The sequence below is a fragment of the Streptomyces sp. NPDC018947 genome (assembly GCF_044390505.1).
Lineage (GTDB): Bacteria > Actinomycetota > Actinomycetes > Streptomycetales > Streptomycetaceae > Streptomyces.
The window spans coordinates 1-17,301 of record NZ_JBIRZD010000025.1; the positions used below are offsets into that span (position 1 = coordinate 1).

Genomic DNA, 17,301 nt, shown 5'->3' on the forward strand with positions numbered 1-17,301 from the left:
CAGAGCCGCATGGGACAAGCCGGACAGGCCCTCGCCTCAACCGGCTGCACCGATGTGCCTTCACTGCCTCCGGATCTCATTCTGAAACCATCAGTTATGGATGAGTGGTGGGTTCGCCGTGGGGTGTCGGTTAGTGCCGGGCCGGATGGTGCCGGAGGGCCGGGCCCGCCCCGGAAGGGGGGCGGGCCCGGCGGCCGAAGGGGTCTGCCCCCCGCATAGGGGTGGGTGGTGCGGAATCCCTTCCGGCCGGATGGACACTGCCCCCAGCAGGGGCAAGCCCCGCGACACCCCGCCTGAGTCGAGGCCGGGGACGCCGACGGCAGGGGCCGGCGCAGCGGGCGGCGCGCGAGGATGAGCCCATGGACGACCTACTGATGTTCCTCCGCGCTCGCATCGAGGAGGACAACCACGCCTACGCCTACGTTGCCCAGACGTTCGGCGGCGAGGCCCTCCTCGACGGCCACCTGCCCATGCTCGATCTGATCGACATGCTGGCACGGGACTACACGGCCATGGACCCCGCGGACACGCGTCACGCGGGCCTCACCTACGCGATTCGTGTCCTGGCCCAGTCGTACGCCGAGCACCCCGCCTATCAGCAGGAATGGCGCCCCTAGAGGTTTTGAGAGAGAGGAGCGGGGTGCACGGCGGTGTGCTGGCTCGTCCTCCCCCGCTCCGGTGGCCAGCCGCCTCAGGGGCACCGCTACAGTCTCCCGTATGCCGCCGTACCCTGTCAGACACCACTTCGTTCCCCAGTTCTTGCTCAAGTACTTCGCCGGGCAAGGCGGACAGCTGTACGTGCATCAATGGGCCAGCGAACGTGCCTTCCCAAGGAACGTGAAAGAGACGGGACAACGCAAGTACGGGCACTCGATCTACCGGCCTGGGCAAGATCCCGACCATTCGTCGATGGAAGCCGCCATGGGCGACATCGAAGGGCAGGCCGCCACCGTCATCAGGGAGCTTGTGCAACGCCGTGAACGCGCCGTACCCGAGCATGCCCGGGAGGCTCTGGCTTGGCTGCTGGCCCTGCAATGGCAGCGCAGCCGCTTCCTGCGGCACGTGGTCAACCAGTCTGCAGGCGTCAACGACTATGACCTGACCGACGAAGAAATCCAGTCCAGCATGATGCGCCTGATCACCCGGACAGTCATCTGGCCATGGCAGGCACGCAACGACGAGGACGCCCCTTACGAGGACCAGTGGAACGACCTGGTATCGGTCCTGCTGTCCAGCGGCATGCACTGGGCGTGCTACCGGCCACGCGGCGGCGGACTGATCGTCAGCGACAATCCTCTGTGCATGTCAGGGGTCGTAGGCTCCCCGCCGCCAGACATACCTGTCGGCTTCTTCGATCACGGCGTTGGCATCGGCTTCACCAACTTCCGGCGCATTACAGTGCCGCTCGGCAGCAGCCTCGCCCTCATCATTTCCCGTGACCCTGACGAGCTATCCCGCCTGGATGCGGCCGCCATCAACCGGTTCACCGTCTTCAACAGCCGGGAGTTCGTGGCACACTCCCCTCAGTGGAAGCAGGCCCACCCCAAGCTCGCACAGGACCTACCTGGCCTGCTGGAGCGGCAACGACTGGTCGCACCGGCATTCCTCCAGGGCTACAAGCCCGGGTCTACCGCGTAAGGCCGGCCGCTGGCAGTTCCGCCATTGCCCACGACTTCCTGAGTCGGGCTCCGCCTCCGTCAGCCAGCTCACCGCGGCGCTTCCCGAGTCGCCGACCGCCCCGGCTGGCTAAGAGGCCGTTCGCTTTCCGAATGGCGTGTGCGGATTCTGCTGGTCGGACATGAGATTGCGGCTGTGGCGGGAGTCTCGACTCGTTGCTGATCGAGTCGGTGTGGGGGTGGCGGATGCCGTCGATGCGGGCGGTCCTGGAAACACGGCGGAAGGCCGCTGCCGTGCGGGTGGAGGAGCTCGAAGCCGAACTGGATCGGGTGCGGGCGGACTTGGTGGAGGCCGAGGAGGTTCTCAGGCTTCGGACGATCGGCCTCGAGCAGTATCTGGAAGCGCTCGCCGAGGAGGAACAGCCGACCGAGACGGTTGTTGGCCCGTCGCCGAGGAAGCCGGTGGGCCCGCGCCGTGCGGTGCCGCATCGCCAGAACGCGGCCGGCCCCGAGGATCTGTCCGTCGATTATCAGGCGGTGATGGCAGCCGCGGCCGAGGCCGGCAACGAGGGGCTGGGTGCGCGGCGGGCGGCCGTGGTGCTTGGCTGGGACAGTGCCTCGGCCTCACGCGTCGAGGGTGCGAGAGCACGGTTGAAGAGGCTGGTGGAACGGGGCTGGCTGGTCGAGGCAAAGCCCGGGAGGTTCACCCTGCCGACACAACAGCGCACTGATGAGGCTGTGCGGCCAGGCGGCGGTTCATGAGGGCGATCATCGACCAGCGGATGACGGCTTCGCTCGTGTCGGGGCGGCGTTCGTAGTCCCGGACCAGGCGGCGGCTGCGCAGAAACCAGGCGAAGGGCCGCTCAACGACCCAGCGGCGGGGCAGTGGCTGGAAGCCGCGGACGTCCTCGCTGCGGCGGACGATGTCGAGGACGAGCCCGAAATGCTGGCTGGTCCAGTCGGTGAGGTGGCCGGTGTAGCCGCCGTCGGCCCAGACCCGCGCCAGCCGCCGGAAGCGGTCCGCAGCCTGCGGCAGAAGGGACCGGGCGCCGTCCCGGTCGGTCACAGACGCCGGTGTGACCAGCACGGCCAGGAGAAGTCCGAGCGTGTCGGTGAGCAGGTGCCGCTTGCGACCGTTGATCTTCTTGCCCGCGTCGTAGCCCCGTGAGCCGAAAGTGACGGTGGCGTCCGCCTTCACCGACTGCGAGTCCACGACCCCCGCGCTCGGCTCGGTGCTGCGGCCGTCACCGGCGCGGACGGCTTCCCGCAGCCGGTCGTGCAGCTCGGTGACCAGTCCCGTGTCCCGCCAGCGGGCGAAGAAGGCGTAGACGCGCGGCCAGGGCGGGAAGTCCGCCGGCATCGCCCGCCACTTGATGCCGTTGTCGACGAGGTAGCGCACTGCGTCGATCATCTGCCGATGGCAGTAGCCCTCCGGACGCCCGCCGCGGCCCGAAAGCCAGCCCGGAACCGGCAGCAGATCCTTCACCACGGCCCACTCGGCATCGCTCATGTCCGAGCCGTATCGGGGCCGGCGCTGCGGCCGGTCGACCGCGTTCCCGAACCTGTGGGCGAGGCAGTCACACCCACGAGTGGACGAACTGGACTCGGCGACCACGACCACGCGACACTTCGACAACAGGGCCTCTTGCTCCTCGCTGGACTCGACATCCGCGAGCTACCAAGAGGCCCTTCCTTCATGCACCCGCTCCGGACAACTCACCCGAACCAGGTCCCCGTTCGAACCTGTCCGACCGCACGAGCGGATAGAGAACAGGCAGTAACTCGGCCACTCTCGTCTCCGACCGCAGCGTGACCGGATCAGGCCAGGGGCGGCGTCGCCCGATCAGTCTGCCGCTCGCGACGCCTCGCACGGGTGCCATTGCTCGGCTTGGCCTCAGCCTCCCAGTCCGGCTCTGGGCCGGGATCCTTCGTCTCCACCTTGGTCGCCTTCAACCCCGCAGCCCGCCCGCGGGTGTGCTGCCCGGTGTCGCACGTCAACAGCCGCACCTCGCGCGCCGCGAGGGACTGGATGGCCACCGCCCGGTCGATGATCTCGTCGTCAGCGATCGGCAGACGGACATGGCCGGGCTGGTCCAGGACGATCTCCACGTTCACCTCGCCCCGCCACAGGGCCGGCTCGCCGCTCCTGTCCGACTGGCGCAAGACGCCGAAGGTGGAGCCGTTGAGGACCTCGTCCAGGCAGCCCAGCGTGTGGGAGGCACGCCAGCGCGATCGGTGCTTACCCGACTCCTTCAATCCGTCCAGCTCGTCGACCACGACGATCGGGAACAGCAGCCTGATATCGTCATCCGGCGGCAGACCAAGGAGCTTGTGCAGGTCGGCCTCGGAGAGTTTGTCCGTGTTCTGGATGTAGAAGCTGGAGTCGGCGACGACGAACCACTCACGTCCGGTCCAGCGCTCTATCCGGTCGTTGAGGATGCCCAAGGCTTCTTCGAGTGCTTGGATGCGCTCGGTCACTTCAAGGTTGACCAGTCCATTGACGAGGCGCTCCTGGGCGCTGCCGGCGAGCATGCCGCAGCTGCTCAGGAGTGACTGGTAGCGCTGGGTCAACAGCAGGCGATCGATGTCGTCGTCGCTGATCTGGTGACGGAGGGTCCCAGCGGTCTCGGTAGCCCAGTTCAGGTAGCGCATGAGCCGGGAGTGGGCCGTCTCCGGTCCGGTTGCTCCCTGGAGGTTGCTGGCCGAGGTGTGGGCGCTACGGAGCGCTTGACGAATGTTGCGGCGGTCGGCGCCGGGCCGGGGCGTGATGAGCATGCGCTGATCCTGCCAGCCGGGGCCGGCGATTTTAGGAGAACCGGGTCAGCACCTCGCCCGTCCTCTGGAATGGCCGCGGGACGGCACAGCCGGGCGGGGCGGCCTCGGGGCCGGGGCGGCCTCGGCTGGGACGCTGGGTACGCAGGCCGGGAACGTGGATGCGGCGGCGCGCGTGACACCATCATTCGGTGACCGAGACGAGCAGCGACGGCGGCCGCGCTATCCGGCAACAGACCGAGCGGGTTGTCAACGAGATCGCCCAGGGACTACGACCGTTGGACGCTGGCGTGGCCTGGTTCTCCGGGTTCGCCCCCGCATGCCAGCAGGAGGTACTGCGGGAAATCGCCGGCTACGCGATGCAGGCGCACGTTACGACTGCGGATGGCCGTGCGGGGGTGGCGCGGTCCGGTGTGAAGCCCACAGCCACCCCCTCGGTGATGATCTGCATGGACCCGCCCCGCTACGGCTTCGCGGGCCTTCCCGCCGCCGAACACGTCAAGGCGTTCCGTGTCCTCGTTTCGGCGTTCGCCATTGCCGACACGCGCCGCCGCGAGGCGTACTGCCAAGGCACCTGCCGGCATGCATGGCACAACCTGCCAGCGCACCGAGCAAAGTGACTTCGGCGATGCCGCCGCGTTCCCCACGGCCACCGGGGCTCTCCCGGCGTGAGTGCCGTCAGCCGCCCATTGCGCGCGACCAACGCTCGTGGATGGCGGACAACTTCCGCTCGAACTCCGCATCCCACCTTCGGTTGGTGAAGGCCCCGGGAATCGTGAGCGAACGCCCACGAACCCGTACGGCCCGCACGTCCCACCAGGATCCACTACGCGTGAGGTGCTGACGCTTCTCGATTCGGGTGATCTCGCTCCAGGGAACCGAACGCCGGCTCACGAGGGTGCGGAACTCCATTCCGTCTGCGGTCAGGCGTGTCCGACCGTATCCACGGTTGAACATGTAGAAGGCCGAGGGCAACTATGCAACACCAAAGCCACCGGCCCACCACCATCGGCCTGATGTCGGCTCGGCCAGGCCCACCGCTATGGCGCCACCGGCAAAGACCAGCATCAGGAAACCGGTCCACCACCAGTTCCTCCGCTGCTCGACCTCACTGAGACCGATCCATTCATCGGGCATGTTCATGATGCTACTGACACGCGCTCTAGTCCCCGGAGAAGGTGACCCGCAGGTTGCGATCGGCACGGCACCGTCGCCCCCAGGCCAACAGCGTCGCCACGACCTCGAGTTCGCCGTCCCGCAGACGGGCAAGATCCGCGCTTTCAAGTTCACGCACCATCCGGTCGATCGCATCACCGCTCAGCGTGGTGTCTCCGTACGGATCGATATGGGCCAGACTGGGAAGCCGGTGCCGGCCGATCCGCTCAACGGCCCTCCACAACTCATCGTTGTCGTCGATCAGCTGCTCCAGCATCCCTGCCCCATTCTCCTCCCGCACGCTGGACGGCACGCACGCCGATGGTGGCTGCCCAGTCGACCAGGCGACCGGCGAAACTTTGATCGGCCCAGACCTTCAGCACGGTGGCATGGTCCAGCCGTGTCCACAACAGGGATCGCTTGGCCCGGTCGCGGTCCTGGGCACTGGCCCTCACGACGTGGACGGTCAGGTCAGCAGCAGACCGAGGGTATCGGTGACGATGAACCGCTTCCGGCCCTTGACCTTCTTGCCCGCGTCGAAGCGGCGAGTCATGCTCGGGACAGTGTCGGCGGTGCGTATTGACTGGGAGTCGATCAGTCCGGCCGTGGGCTCGGCATTTCGGCCCTCGGCCTGACGAACCTGGGCACGCAGGGCGTTGTGGATGTGGGTGACAGTGCCCTCGTCGTGCCAGCGCACGAAATACCAGTACACGGTCTGCCAGGGCGGGAAGTCGTGTGGCAACAGCCGCCAGGCGCATCCGGTGCGTACCACGTACATGATCGCGTCCACCGTCCGGCGTCGGATGCTTCTCCCGCCGCCCGTCCTTCGGCCCTGTCCGCGGCGCAGGCAGCAGCGGCTGCACTACTGAGGTTGTAGGCGTGGTGTCGTCCGGGTGAGGCCTGTGCCCGTGAGGCAACGTAGGCGACGATCGTGATCTGACGCAGGGCCGTGACGTGGTAGATGACGCGGACTCCGTCGACGTCGTCGACGTAGTCGCGCAGCAGGGTATCGGGCACCGGGCTGCCGAGCTCGGGGTTGACGCTGATCGCTACGATCGCGCGGTCCAGGCGGTGCGTCTCGGCCGCCGTGAGCTTCGCCAGCTGGCTCAGCGCGGGCTCCACCAGGACGACCTGGGACCTGCGCGGTGCGTGCTCAGGCGACACGGGGCTGCTCGCCGGCGAGGCGCTCCAGGTGGGCGTCGCGGGCTTCCTCCCACAGCATGCCCGTGTCCGGGGATGGGTAGCCGTTGGCAGCGATGTCCTCCAGCACCGAGGCGAGGACGTCGACCTTGGCACGCTGGTCGGCCGCGTACGCGCGGATCGACGCGTCTGCGTGGACGAGAAGTCGCAGATCCAGGCTCTCGACCGATCCCAGCCGGTGCTGCCGATGATGCCCGGCGTTCCTGAACGCCGTAGTCATGACTACGTCCGCGCCGGCACCACCACCCTGTTCGCCGCCCTGGAAGTGGCGACCGGCAAGGTCATCGGCTCGCTTCACCGCCGCCATCGGGCCGCCGAGTTCAAGAAGTTCCTCACCAAACTCGACAAGGAAGTACCGGCCGGCCTCCAGGTCCACCTGATCCTCGACAACTATGCGACCCACAAGACACCCGACATCAAGAAGTGGCTGCTGGCTCACCCACGGTTCCACCTGCACTTCACCCCGACCAGCGCGTCCTGGTTGAACCTGGTGGAGCGATGGTTCGCCGAACTCACACAGAAGAAACTCAAGCGCGGCGTCCACCGCTCCGTCCAGGCCCTCGAGCACGATATCCGCGGCTGGCTCGCCGACTGGAACGAGCACCCCAGACCCTTCGTATGGACGAAGACAGCTGACGAAATCCTCGAGAGAGTCGCCGCCTACTGCCGACGAATCTCTGACTCAGATCACTAGCTAGCCCGCCGCCGCGCACAGGACGACGCTCCCCCACGGCTGTTGTGGGAGGAGCGTCGTCGTCTCCGGCGGGCCTGCTCCGCCCCTCAGCGGGCCTACGGGCTCCGGGTAGCGCCGGCGGCGCCGGTCCGGGTCATCGACACCGATCTCGTACCAGGGCTCACCGCGCTGGAGCCGGGGCAGGGTGTTCACCCACACCGCGACGGCGATGCCCTTCACGTCGTCGGCGAGCGCCTGGAGGTGGTTGTCGAGCAGGTGCTCCGCCTTCCTCGCCAGGACGACGTGCAGCCGCGGGAAGCGCTCGGAGCGGGTGTAGCGGTGGCGCTGCCAGAACGGGAACGTGCGGCCATTGGTGCCGCGGGCTCCCTCCCAGACGCGGTGCCCGGCGTAGCGCTCGTAGTCCCAAAATCTCCTTGGAGAGCCGGGCCTGGGACATGGTGCCGTTGTCGAGCGCCCCGTAGGAGCCGACCCGGATCACCTACAGAGCATGACGTTGTGTGATCACTCATCGTGTGGAGTCGGAGAGGGCGATCCAGGCGGCGTGGTCGCTGACGCCGACTGCCAGCTGTGGTTTCCGCGGAAAGGCAAGGTGGACCGGCGTAATCCTCGATCTTCGGGTATGTCGCGGACCGTTCGCCTCGCCTGCCACGTACCTCCGTGCTGCGATGGAACGGAGGTGGAAAGGAGACAGCGATGATGCCACGAGCAGCGGAGGGCAAGAGTGGAGCGGTCCCTGCATCAGTCCGCCCGCTGGGTGAGGCGGACCTGGATCGGGCCGATGAGATCTGCAGGGCCGCCTTCGGTACCTTCCTAGGGGCACCTGATCCTTTCGGAACCGTGGACTACGTCCGTACGCGCTGGGCGGCCGATCCACAGGCAGCGTTCGCGGCGACGGTCGAGGGTGAAGTAGTCGGATCGAACTTCGCCATCAACTGGGGCAGCGTGGGGTTCTTCGGACCGCTGACCGTACGTCCGGATCTGTGGGACCAGGGCATCGGCAGGCGTCTGATGGAGCCGGTCATGGACTGCTTCGCCGCCTGGGGGAACAGCCACCTCGGCCTGTTCACCTTCTCGCACAGCCCCAAGCACCTTGAGCTCTACCGCCGGTACGGTTTCTGGCCCCGATTCCTCACAGCCATCATGAAGAAGCAGGTCGCAGACGGCGCCGCAGTCCCCGGCCGGGTGCTCTACGGCGAACTGCCCGCCGCCGAGCGGCCCGACGCGCTGAGCCTGTGTCGCGCCCTGACCGGAGCCGTGCACGAGGGCCTGAGCCTGGAACGCGAGATCGTGGCCGTGCACGCGCAGGGACTCGGTGACACCGTCCTGCTCCAGGGCGCCGGCTCCGAGCTCGATGGCCTGGCCGTCTGCCATTGCGGAGCCGGGTCGGAGGCCGGCACGGACGTATGCTTCGTCAAATTCGGCGCCGTACGTCCTGGTCCGGAGGCCGCCGACCGGTTCGAGCGACTGCTCGAAGCATGCGAGCGGCTCGCCGCCGAGCGCGGACTGGGTCAGTTGGATGCCGGAATGAACCTGGGGCGCCCGGATGCCTACCAGCGCATGATCGACCGCGGTTTCCGCACCTGGCTGCAGGGCGTGACCATGCACAGGCCCAACGAACCCGGATACAGCCACCCCGACGCATATATAATTGACGACTGGCGCTGAGACCACCGCCGCGCTCGGCCCGCCGGAAAGGCCCGGTGCTGGCGGACCCCGTGAACGTTCCGACGGCACACCTCGCGGACCGCTGTCGAAGTGTTCGCGGACAAGGCCACACTCCCCGAGGCTTGAGTACGCGGCTGCTGTCCTGGCCAAATGCCACAGGAGATGGGCCCGAACCGTCCGGCCGGGCGGCAAGCCGCCGAAGCGGAACCGGCACGGGACGTCACTGGCCAGGTTGCGATCAAAGAGGCCAGCTATCGAGTGGGCGCGGCTGTGGGCCGGGCCGCGCCCACCGGTGTGGTCGGCGGCGCGGGTGGAAGGTGAAGAGCAGCCCGTCCCCGTTCGGGGACGGCAGGGAGAACCCTCCGGCCTGGGGCAGGGACAGGAAGGGGATGTGGGTCCCCTTCGGCAGAGGCTCCGCCTTCCCGGTGTCGAGGGTGACGGCGACGGGGACCCGCTGCGACGAGGCTCGCTGGAGATCGTAGGCGATGCCGTCGTCGCCGACGGACACCAGCCGTACGCTTTCCTGCTCACCATTGTCCTGGAGGCAGTGCGCCTTGCCTTGCTCGAGGTCCATGGCGACGGTGCCCGCGATGGCGTAGCGGCCGTTCGGCGACACCATGGGCTGGAAAGAGACGCCGTCCCCGTCCTCCGTGTCGCATCGCACGGACGCCTTGAGCTTGCCGGTCTTCAGGTCGTGCATAGCGGCTACCGTCGTGTTCTCCGGCCGCGCCGGGTCCCTCTCTGCTTCCCACTCGGACAGGACGTGGTCGTCAAGGATGTGCCGCACGACGCCATTTCCCCACCTGCCGCTCTTGGTGGCAGGGGCTCCCGGCGGAACGGCGTCGAAGGACTGCCAGATGCCAGGGACTCCGAACCCGCCCGGGTTGAGCCCGATGACCGGGCCGTCCTGCGAGAGCCCGTCCACGCTGCTGTCGATGCAGGCCACCTCGTCCTGGCAGACGGGCAGTTCCAGGCTCTCGTCATAGGTCTGGACGTGATCCTTCGTTAGGTCGATGGCGGCGGCGTATGAGGTGCCTTGTCTTCCCAGCTGACCAGGAGCCCGCTGCCACCGTCGACGACCTTCGCCGGGCCGTCGGCTTCTATGGGAAGGGAGCGGGCGTGGGCGGGGGCGATTCCCTTGCCGGAGGAGTCGGCCGGGTAGCGGACAAGAGAGACGGTGTCCTTGTCCTTGAAGTGCGGCGCGTACGCCCAGACCGCAACGTACTCACGGTCGCCTTCGTTCACCACGAGGAGTCGGGGGAGATACGCCTCATCCGGTGCCACGTTTTCAGGGAGAACCGGCGGCCGCCACGCCTTGCTGCTCCAGCGAGGGGCGCCGGTAGAAGCGTCGCGGGCCTCGACGACGTAATCTTCGCCCTGCTTCTGAAGGAAGGCGACGACGCCCGCTTCGGGAGCGGCTCCCACCGGCATGCTCTCAGCATCTTCCGAGACCCAGGAGACGGCCTGTTGCCAGCCCTTGGAGGTGTCGAACCCTTCCGGCGCCTTCACCAGCGACTTCTCAGCGCTCGGTGAGGAGCCGTCCGGTCCTCCACTGCCCGCCTTCCCATCGTCACCGGTTGCTCCACCGCAGGCTGCCAGCATCCCAGTCGCCACCACTGCAGCAGCAATCTTCCTCACGGCCTTCATCAGTGCCCCTCCAGGCAGGGAGGCGCTACGGATCCGACGCCCCGTGGGCGGGCCAGGTGCGCGCGGCCGCCAGGATGCCGGCCCGGCGACGGCGGGCCAGGCGCTGCTGAAGCCGCTCGAAGGCGAGACGGTCCGCCTCCCACACCACCGGCTCCCCGTCCAGGCCCGTGTCGCCGGGGCGCTGCGCAAGGGCCGCGTCCCGGATCTCGGAGCGGCTACTGCCGCGAAGTGCACGACGCGCTGGCCTGAGCGTATGGCCACAGTGACACCGCGCCCTGAGAAGGCGGCGGACTGGGCCGCGAGGTGTGGGGCACGGTGCTGCTGCGCCCCGCTACTGCACGCGCACCGCGCCGGCTTCCTCCTCTTCCTCTTCGTCGGGCAGGTGGACGTCGGTGACCGCGACATTGACCTCGACAACCTCAAGGCCCGTCATCCTCTCCACCGCTGTGATCACGTTCTCGCGGACCTCCCCAACGGTGTCGGTGATGGCCACTCCGTACTCCACCACAAGGGACAGATCAACGGCGGCCTGACGCTCGCCGACCTCGACCTTGACCCCACGGGTGACACTCGTCGCGCGTCCACCGGGGACCCTCTCCCGCACTGCTCCCATGGTGCGAGCGAGGCCACCGCCCAGCGAATGGATGCCCGGTACCTCCCGTGCCGCCATCCCGGCGATCTTCGCCACCACCCCATCCGCAATGGTCGTCCTGCCCCGCGTCGCCGGAGTCGTACCGGCCCCGGGACTACCCTGCGTTGTTGTCATGCCCGAGCCGCGTGACTGGGCCTTGGCCGCTTTGGTTGCCTCCATCATCGAAGGCCACCTCCTCGATCAACAGGCTCCCACCGGAGCCTTGGGGAAGGGCTCGTCCTCTGAAGGGGTCACTGATCCAGACACACGGACCCTCATACCGGGGACTTCTGTCACCGCAGGCTTCGCCCCTAGAAGTTGTGCTTGCCTTCAGCGTGCCTCCGCCCTGGAGCGAGTTCCAAGGGCAGGCGGGTGCTCGGGCCGAGTTCATTGGCTGGCGCCCGGCAGATCAACGGTTTCTGGTGACCGCCAACCGTGCTCCTCGGCCACGGCGCCTGCCCCAGGTTTGCACCCGACCCGGGTGACCATCAACCGACAGCTCACGCGGCGGAGGAGCTGCTCGCCGCCGAGCGCTCCACTCGGGCCGACGCCGAGCGGGCACGGCAGCTACTGGCCTTCCTGGCTGACGCGAACGACGCTGTGACTGCCTCGCTCGGCCCCGGAGGACATCGTGCGCCTGCCCGAGCTTCTGGCCCCGACTATGCAGGGCACGTAGAAATGTGGCTTTTCGACGACCAGGTTCTCCACAAGAGCGTCCGACCGGCCGCCGCGGTGGTCGCCGCCCGCAGCGGACCCCCCCAGCACGCCGCGGCCCATCCCGGCGGCCTGCCCGGCATCGATGACCTGCCGCCCTCTGCCCTCGGTCCCGAGCGGCCGCTGCACGAGCTTGAGCGCTGCCCCGGACGGCCGTGGTGCTGCGGTTTGACCGCGGTTGTACGGGTGAGCTGGATGGTGTGGCCTGGCCGCCGGGTCTGGTGGCTGGAGTTGCCGGGCACACGCCGCCAGCCCGCTCGAGCAGGTTCCGAACGGGCCGGCGTGCGAGGTGGGCGCGGTGTCAGGTGTCGCGCCGTTCTTCGTCGTCGGCGCCTTCGGTGTCGATCTGTTCCTTGCGCACCTGGCCGCGCACCGTCTCCTCTTCGGTGTGTTCCTCGGTGGTCATACGCACCCGCTCCACCGGGACGGTCTCGGTCTCGGTCACGGGGCGTTCCTCGTGCAGGGTGACCTCGTGTTCGGCCTCGCTGATGTCGGGCCCGGACAGGGCGGCATCGCGGTTTTCGTCCGTGATCGGCTCGCGTTCGACGCGGACCTCCTCGCGGCGCACCGGCACGGTCTGCTGGACTTCTTCGGTGACGACGTACTTGCGCAGCCGGGCCCGGCCCGTCTCACGGCGCTCGGTGCCGACGTGCATGCGCTCCTCCGAGCGCGTCATCGCGTCATCTTCACCGACCCCCATGCCGCCGGCGTCGGTGTCGGCGGGCATTCCGCCCGTGTCGTCGGTGCGGTTGCGGGCCCAGCCGCCCTTGCCGGGCTCGTTGGCCCGCTGCCAGGCGTCGTCCCAGGCCAGGCCGTAGTGCTCGTACAGGCGGTGTTCCTCGTTGTCGGAGAGGTGGCCGCCGGCGTCGACGTCGACGTTGGGCGCGTCCTTGACTTTGTCCTTGGCGTAGGGGACCTCCAGGTGGTCCTCCACCAGGGAGGCGTCGTGGATGGGGACGAACGATTCGCTGGTGCCGAACAGGCCGGTCTTCACGCTCACCCACTCGGGCATGCCGGTGGCGTCGTCGAGGAAGACGTGCCTGGCGTCGCCGATCTTGTTGCCTTCGGTGTCGTAGACCGGGTGATCCAGCACCGTGGGGATCTGCTCCTGGGTGATCACTGATCCTCACCCTCTCTGTTCGCGTCCGGTTTCCTCCGTCCGGCTAACCACCACCCATACACACAAAACGGGATCAGCATGGTTGAAACGGGAAGCTGTTGAGCGCATCGACGCGCAGCAGTGCCCCGGCACCGAAGCGCACCCTCCCGCTGGCGTCGGACAGCACCGGTCCCCGCAGCCGGGCCGGTGGCTGCGGGGATTGGTGGCACTGAGGTCAGTGCCGGAAACCGGACGGCAGGCCACGTTCCAGCACTTCGCGAGCGCAGCCCGCCCCGTCCCGGCAGGCGAGTGCCCGTCTTGTGCCGCTCGCACACACCGAACGTCTGGTCTTCGCCAGGGGGACGCAAGCTGTGGGGGCGCCGCCGGATCTACGTCCAGTGGCGCAGCAGCAGGCGCGGAGCGCGCCGGGTGAGCCAGGCGGCGGCCAGGCCGATGGCGGCGCCGGCGGTGACGTCGCTGGGGTAGTGGGCGCCGCTCTGCACCCGCTCGAGGGCCACCGCTGCGGCCGGGACCGTGCACAGGGCGCCGGCCAGTGGCCAGGTGGCGGCGACGGCGGCGGTGAACGCCACGGCGGCCGCCGTGTGCCCGGACGGGAAGGACGACGACTCCGGCCGGTCCTCGACCTCGTCGTGCGGGATCCAGTGTTTGGGCGGCCTGGGACGGTCGGCCAGCTGCTTGCACACGCCGTTGGACACCAGCTGCGCCACCGTCAGCGCTGTCATGCCCGCGGCTGCCGTCCTGCGGCCGCGCCAGCCGCCCAGGCCGGCGATGACCGCGGCCGCGCCGCACCACAGCTTGGTGCCCTGCGCCGCTTCCTCGACCGCCGACAGCGTCCTCGCCAGGGCGGGCGGGATCCGGGAGGCGGCCTGTTTCGTCAGCACCCGGTCCGTGTCACGCAACCCCTCGTCCACCCTCATGCACCTCCGCTACCCCCAGGTCACCGGCCAGCACCCAAGATCGACCTGTGCCGTCACCCGCCGTCCAGACGGCGCCGGTCCTGCTCGTCCCACTTACGGGTGTCGCGCGGCTGGGTGTAGGGCTCAGCCTGCGGTGGGTGCCCGCCGGCGATGGCCCGCTGCCGGGCAGCCTCCGCATCGAACTCCAGGCCCAGCAGGATCGCCAAGTTGGTGATCCACAGCCACACCAGGAAGACGATGACGCCGGCCATCGTGCCGTAGGTCTTGTTGTAGGAGGCGAAGTTGGCGACGTAGACCGCGAAGCCGGCGGAGGCGATCATCCAGATGACCAGGGCGAGGAAGCTGCCCGGCGTGACCCACTTGAAGCCCTTCACCTTCGCGTTCGGGCTCGCCCAGTACAGGATCGCGATCATGACGGTGACCAGGACCACCAGCACCGGCCACTTCGCGATCGACCACACCGTCAGCGCGGTGTCGCCGAGACCGAGCGCGTTGCCGGCCTGGCGGGCCAGGCCACCGGTGAACACCACGATCACCGCACTGATCACGGCCAGGATCAAAAGCGCGACCGTCACACCGAGCCTCACGGGCAGGATCTTCCACACCGGGCGGCCCTCGGGCATGTCGTACACGGCATTGGCCGCGCGGATGAACGCCGCCACATACCCGGACGCCGACCAGATCGCCAGCACCAGACCCACCAGAGCCATCAGCGAGCCGATCCCGGCATTGCCCTGCAGCTGCTGCACCGCGCCCGTCAGGATGTCGCGGACAGAGCCGGGGGCGAACTGCTTGAGATTGTCCAGCACCGTGTCCGTGGTCGACTTGCCGGTGAGGCCGAGCAACGACACCAGCGCCAGCAGCGCCGGAAACAGGGCCAGAATCCCGTAATACGTCAGCGCCGCCGCCCGGTCGGTGAGCTCATCGTCCTTGAACTCGCGCAGACTGCCCTTGAGAACGGCACCCCACGACCCCTTCGGCAGCTTCGACGGGCCTTCCGGCTCGCGCCGCTGAACCTCGGGCACAGGCCCCACCTCTTCCGGCGCCGGTGCAGGATCCTCCACATGATGATCTTTTCGCCGAGGAAGATGCATCTTTGCCATAGACGCCAAGTACCCCTGAAGCTCATCCGTACCACGTCCCACAGAGCCACCGGGCAGGCTTGTCAGGGCCCGGCCAGGCGGGTCCGTACGCCGCTCGTGCCGCCCGGCTGCGTGCGCGCGCGCAGTCGGCGTGCCTGCGCCGGATCAGACGTAGCCGGCGGCGATCCGCGTGCGGAGTCATCGGCCTGGCCGCGGACAGCTGTCGCATCGCGAAATCATCGAGGATGAGGACGTCGGGCCGGATGACTTCGCGGATCCGTTTCTCCCAGGTGCGGTCCGCGTGGCCGCCGGCGAGGTCGGCGAGGATGCGGCTGGTCTTGGCGAAACGGACGTGGGCGCCCTGGCGGACGGCGAGGTGGCCGAGGGCCTGGGCGATGTGGGTCTTGCCGACGCCGACGGCCGCCTGCCCTACATCGCGCCGGGCGTCACCTTCACGGGCGACGACATCGGCACGTGGCGGTGGCGGCAGCAGGAACCGGGCACCTGGGCACAACTCATGCCCGAGCAGCGAGAGCGACTGGCCGCGCTGGGCATCAAAGGCGCTGAGGCTCCGTCTCCCCCAAGCCACCCGCACCTCCAACCGGATACGCGGCCTGCTCACCCAGTTCCACCCCAGCCTCGAGCGCGTCCTCGGACCCCGGCTCGACCACCAGGCCGTCACCTGGCTGCTGGAACGCTACGGCTCCCCGGCCGCCATGCGAAAGGCCGGTCGCCGCAGACTCGTTGAGGTGATCCGGCCCAAGGCCCCGGCATGGCCACCCGGCTGATCGACGAGGTCTTCGACGCCCTCGACGAGCAGACCGTCGTGGTCCCGGGCACCGGCACCCTCGACCTCGTAATCCCGTCACTGGCCCGCTCGCTCGCGGCCGTCCACGAGCAGCGACGAGCCCTGGAAGCGCAGATCGGACAGCTGCTGGAGGCTCACCCTCTTTCCCCGGTCCTGACCTCGATTCCGGGGGTCGCGGTCAGGACCGCCGCCACCTTGCTGGTCACCGTCGGCGACGGCACCAGCTTCCCCACCGCCGCCCACCTCGCCTTCTACGCCGGCCTCGCCCCGACCACGAAGTCTTCAGGGACTTCGATCCACGGCGAGCACGCGCCCAGAGGCGGCAACCGGCAGCTCAAACGCGCGATGTTCCTGTCCGCGTTCGCTGCCCTGCACGATCCCGCCTCCCGCACCTACTACGACCGATGCCGGGCCCGCGGAAAGACCCACACCCAGGCGCTTCTCCGCCTGGCCCGCCACCGCATCAGCGTGCTGTTCGCGATGCTCCGCGACGGCACCTTCTACGAAGCCAGAACCCCACGCCTCGCTTGACGAAGGACATGGAGGCACCCCCCGGCGAACACGGGCACAGCGAGTGGCTGTACCTGTGGCAGCAGCACATCATCCGCCAGCTCTGACCACCGGGCACGGGGCGGGCGCGGACGGCAGGTGGTCCGGGCGAACTCTCCTACGGCGGCCGGTTGACCGGCCGGCCCGCGACTTCCTCCACCCGTCCTGTCACTCGGAGAGGTTGGGACAGCCCCGGACCGGGCGTGTTCGTCATCCCACCACCGGGAGAGAGCGAACGCAGGGCTGTCCGCACCGAGGACGTTGATGCACGCTGGGTGACGTTCGTTCGGCTGATGGCGGCTGTGCGTCACTTGAAGGCCGTTGGCAGGATTAGGTCATGACAACCCACCTGCGCTGCGTTGACGCCTATCTCCTTGTTGGTGATCAGGAGATCGCCGTGGCGGTCGACCTGGGACTGTTCCTCCCGGACACGGGGTTGTGGGGCGGCGTCGTGCGCCACGTTCCGGGGTGGCTGGCGGGCACGATGAGAGACGCTGAGGCTCGGTTGCGTTTGCCGACCGGTCAGGAGCGTCGGATCCGCCCTCTGGCCAGGCCCGATGATGAAACGTCTGTGCCTTTCATCGGTGAGGGAACGGCACCGTTCTGAGTGCGAAGAGGCTCCGTGGTGTGGCGCGGACTGCGGCTTCGCGTGCTGGCGGTCGTGAGGTGAAGAGTTCCAGCAATTCCCCCGATGGGCACGTGTGCATCTGAGGATGGCGGCGGTCCCGTCG

The 17,301-nt window shown here is 68.4% G+C and carries 21 protein-coding genes and 2 pseudogenes; 8 read left to right on the plus strand and 15 right to left on the minus strand.

Annotated elements, in window-relative coordinates; translation table 11 throughout:
* Nucleotides 1-359: 359 nt before the first annotated feature.
* From ACH499_RS33045 to ACH499_RS33055, 3 genes are all read left to right on the plus strand, one after another.
* Complete coding sequence (locus ACH499_RS33045; RefSeq protein WP_399020583.1) at nucleotides 360-617, plus strand: DUF6221 family protein; 258 nt, start codon at nucleotides 360-362, stop codon at nucleotides 615-617.
* 100 nt (nucleotides 618-717) lie between these two features.
* Nucleotides 718-1,638, plus strand: coding sequence for a DUF4238 domain-containing protein (locus tag ACH499_RS33050; RefSeq protein ID WP_399020585.1), 921 nt, complete (start codon nucleotides 718-720; stop codon nucleotides 1,636-1,638).
* A 233-nt stretch (nucleotides 1,639-1,871) separates the two neighbouring features.
* Nucleotides 1,872-2,378 (plus strand): hypothetical protein, encoded by a 507-nt coding sequence (locus ACH499_RS33055; protein ID WP_399020693.1) that lies wholly within the window; start codon nucleotides 1,872-1,874, stop codon nucleotides 2,376-2,378.
* Here ACH499_RS33055 and ACH499_RS33060 read toward each other — a convergent pair.
* Nucleotides 2,320-3,126 carry an IS5 family transposase gene (locus ACH499_RS33060; protein ID WP_399020587.1) on the minus strand — a complete coding sequence of 269 codons (807 nt, stop codon included), beginning with the start codon at nucleotides 3,124-3,126 and terminating at the stop codon, nucleotides 2,320-2,322. The two genes, ACH499_RS33055 and ACH499_RS33060, sit on opposite strands and share 59 nt — an antisense overlap.
* Nucleotides 3,127-3,434: 308 nt before the next feature.
* Nucleotides 3,435-4,391 carry a PIN domain-containing protein gene (locus tag ACH499_RS33065; protein ID WP_399020588.1) on the minus strand — a complete coding sequence of 319 codons (957 nt, stop codon included), beginning with the start codon at nucleotides 4,389-4,391 and terminating at the stop codon, nucleotides 3,435-3,437.
* A 188-nt stretch (nucleotides 4,392-4,579) separates the two neighbouring features.
* On the opposite strand from ACH499_RS33065, the gene ACH499_RS33070 reads away from it, so the two are divergent.
* A complete protein-coding gene (locus ACH499_RS33070) occupies nucleotides 4,580-5,008 on the plus strand; it encodes a DUF5958 family protein (RefSeq protein WP_399020590.1) in 429 nt (142 codons plus the stop codon).
* 58 nt (nucleotides 5,009-5,066) lie between these two features.
* On the opposite strand, the gene ACH499_RS33075 is transcribed toward ACH499_RS33070, so the two are convergent.
* From ACH499_RS33075 to ACH499_RS33095, 5 genes are all read right to left on the minus strand, one after another.
* Complete coding sequence (locus tag ACH499_RS33075; protein ID WP_399020592.1) at nucleotides 5,067-5,345, minus strand: PH domain-containing protein; 279 nt, start codon at nucleotides 5,343-5,345, stop codon at nucleotides 5,067-5,069.
* Nucleotides 5,346-5,363: 18 nt separating this feature from the next.
* The gene (locus ACH499_RS33080) at nucleotides 5,364-5,525 is read right to left on the minus strand and encodes a hypothetical protein (protein WP_399020594.1); all 162 of its coding nucleotides are present in this window, start codon (nucleotides 5,523-5,525) and stop codon (nucleotides 5,364-5,366) included.
* 25 nt (nucleotides 5,526-5,550) lie between these two features.
* The gene (locus ACH499_RS33085; protein WP_399020596.1) at nucleotides 5,551-5,820 is read right to left on the minus strand and encodes a hypothetical protein; all 270 of its coding nucleotides are present in this window, start codon (nucleotides 5,818-5,820) and stop codon (nucleotides 5,551-5,553) included.
* Nucleotides 5,821-6,009: 189 nt separating this feature from the next.
* A complete protein-coding gene (locus ACH499_RS33090) occupies nucleotides 6,010-6,390 on the minus strand; it encodes a transposase (protein ID WP_399020695.1) in 381 nt (126 codons plus the stop codon).
* A 306-nt stretch (nucleotides 6,391-6,696) separates the two neighbouring features.
* Nucleotides 6,697-6,963 (minus strand): hypothetical protein, encoded by a 267-nt coding sequence (locus tag ACH499_RS33095; RefSeq protein WP_399020697.1) that lies wholly within the window; start codon nucleotides 6,961-6,963, stop codon nucleotides 6,697-6,699.
* On the opposite strand from ACH499_RS33095, the pseudogene ACH499_RS33100 reads away from it, so the two are divergent.
* Nucleotides 6,871-7,437: pseudogene (locus ACH499_RS33100) on the plus strand (IS630 family transposase); the annotation flags it as partial. The gene ACH499_RS33095 and the pseudogene ACH499_RS33100 sit on opposite strands and share 93 nt — an antisense overlap.
* Here the strand turns inward: ACH499_RS33100 and ACH499_RS33105 are convergent.
* On the minus strand, nucleotides 7,438-7,656 hold the full coding sequence (locus tag ACH499_RS33105; RefSeq protein WP_399020598.1) for a hypothetical protein: 219 nt from the start codon (nucleotides 7,654-7,656) through the stop codon (nucleotides 7,438-7,440). It abuts the pseudogene before it with no gap.
* A 477-nt stretch (nucleotides 7,657-8,133) separates the two neighbouring features.
* Between ACH499_RS33105 and ACH499_RS33110 the strand changes: the two genes are divergently transcribed.
* Nucleotides 8,134-9,102: a GNAT family N-acetyltransferase gene (locus ACH499_RS33110; protein WP_399020699.1), complete on the plus strand. Its 969-nt coding sequence runs from the start codon at nucleotides 8,134-8,136 to the stop codon at nucleotides 9,100-9,102.
* 238 nt (nucleotides 9,103-9,340) lie between these two features.
* Here ACH499_RS33110 and ACH499_RS33115 read toward each other — a convergent pair whose 3' ends face one another.
* The 7 genes from ACH499_RS33115 to ACH499_RS33145 all read right to left on the minus strand — a co-directional run bounded on the left by ACH499_RS33115 (nucleotide 9,341) and on the right by ACH499_RS33145 (nucleotide 15,895).
* Complete coding sequence (locus tag ACH499_RS33115) at nucleotides 9,341-10,048, minus strand: hypothetical protein (RefSeq protein WP_399020601.1); 708 nt, start codon at nucleotides 10,046-10,048, stop codon at nucleotides 9,341-9,343.
* A 59-nt stretch (nucleotides 10,049-10,107) separates the two neighbouring features.
* The gene (locus ACH499_RS33120; RefSeq protein WP_399020603.1) at nucleotides 10,108-10,749 is read right to left on the minus strand and encodes a hypothetical protein; all 642 of its coding nucleotides are present in this window, start codon (nucleotides 10,747-10,749) and stop codon (nucleotides 10,108-10,110) included.
* Nucleotides 10,750-11,080: 331 nt separating this feature from the next.
* Nucleotides 11,081-11,563, minus strand: a complete 483-nt coding sequence (locus ACH499_RS33125; protein ID WP_399020605.1) for an Asp23/Gls24 family envelope stress response protein — start codon at nucleotides 11,561-11,563, stop codon at nucleotides 11,081-11,083.
* A gap of 832 nt (nucleotides 11,564-12,395) precedes the next feature.
* Nucleotides 12,396-13,214 (minus strand): DUF2382 domain-containing protein, encoded by an 819-nt coding sequence (locus ACH499_RS33130; protein WP_399020607.1) that lies wholly within the window; start codon nucleotides 13,212-13,214, stop codon nucleotides 12,396-12,398.
* Between the two features lie 368 nt (nucleotides 13,215-13,582).
* Nucleotides 13,583-14,131, minus strand: coding sequence for a phosphatase PAP2 family protein (locus ACH499_RS33135; RefSeq protein ID WP_399020609.1), 549 nt, complete (start codon nucleotides 14,129-14,131; stop codon nucleotides 13,583-13,585).
* Nucleotides 14,132-14,184: 53 nt separating this feature from the next.
* The gene (locus tag ACH499_RS33140; protein WP_399020610.1) at nucleotides 14,185-15,234 is read right to left on the minus strand and encodes a YihY/virulence factor BrkB family protein; all 1,050 of its coding nucleotides are present in this window, start codon (nucleotides 15,232-15,234) and stop codon (nucleotides 14,185-14,187) included.
* Nucleotides 15,235-15,256: 22 nt separating this feature from the next.
* Nucleotides 15,257-15,895, minus strand: coding sequence for an ATP-binding protein (locus ACH499_RS33145; RefSeq protein WP_399020701.1), 639 nt, complete (start codon nucleotides 15,893-15,895; stop codon nucleotides 15,257-15,259).
* Between ACH499_RS33145 and ACH499_RS33150 the strand changes: the two are divergent.
* Both ACH499_RS33150 and ACH499_RS33155 read left to right on the plus strand, forming a co-directional pair.
* A pseudogene (locus tag ACH499_RS33150) lies at nucleotides 15,795-16,552 on the plus strand (transposase); the annotation flags it as partial. The gene ACH499_RS33145 and the pseudogene ACH499_RS33150 overlap by 101 nt on opposite strands.
* Before the next feature lie 355 nt (nucleotides 16,553-16,907).
* The gene (locus tag ACH499_RS33155) at nucleotides 16,908-17,177 is read left to right on the plus strand and encodes a hypothetical protein (protein ID WP_399020612.1); all 270 of its coding nucleotides are present in this window, start codon (nucleotides 16,908-16,910) and stop codon (nucleotides 17,175-17,177) included.
* The last annotated feature ends 124 nt before the right edge of the window (nucleotides 17,178-17,301 follow it).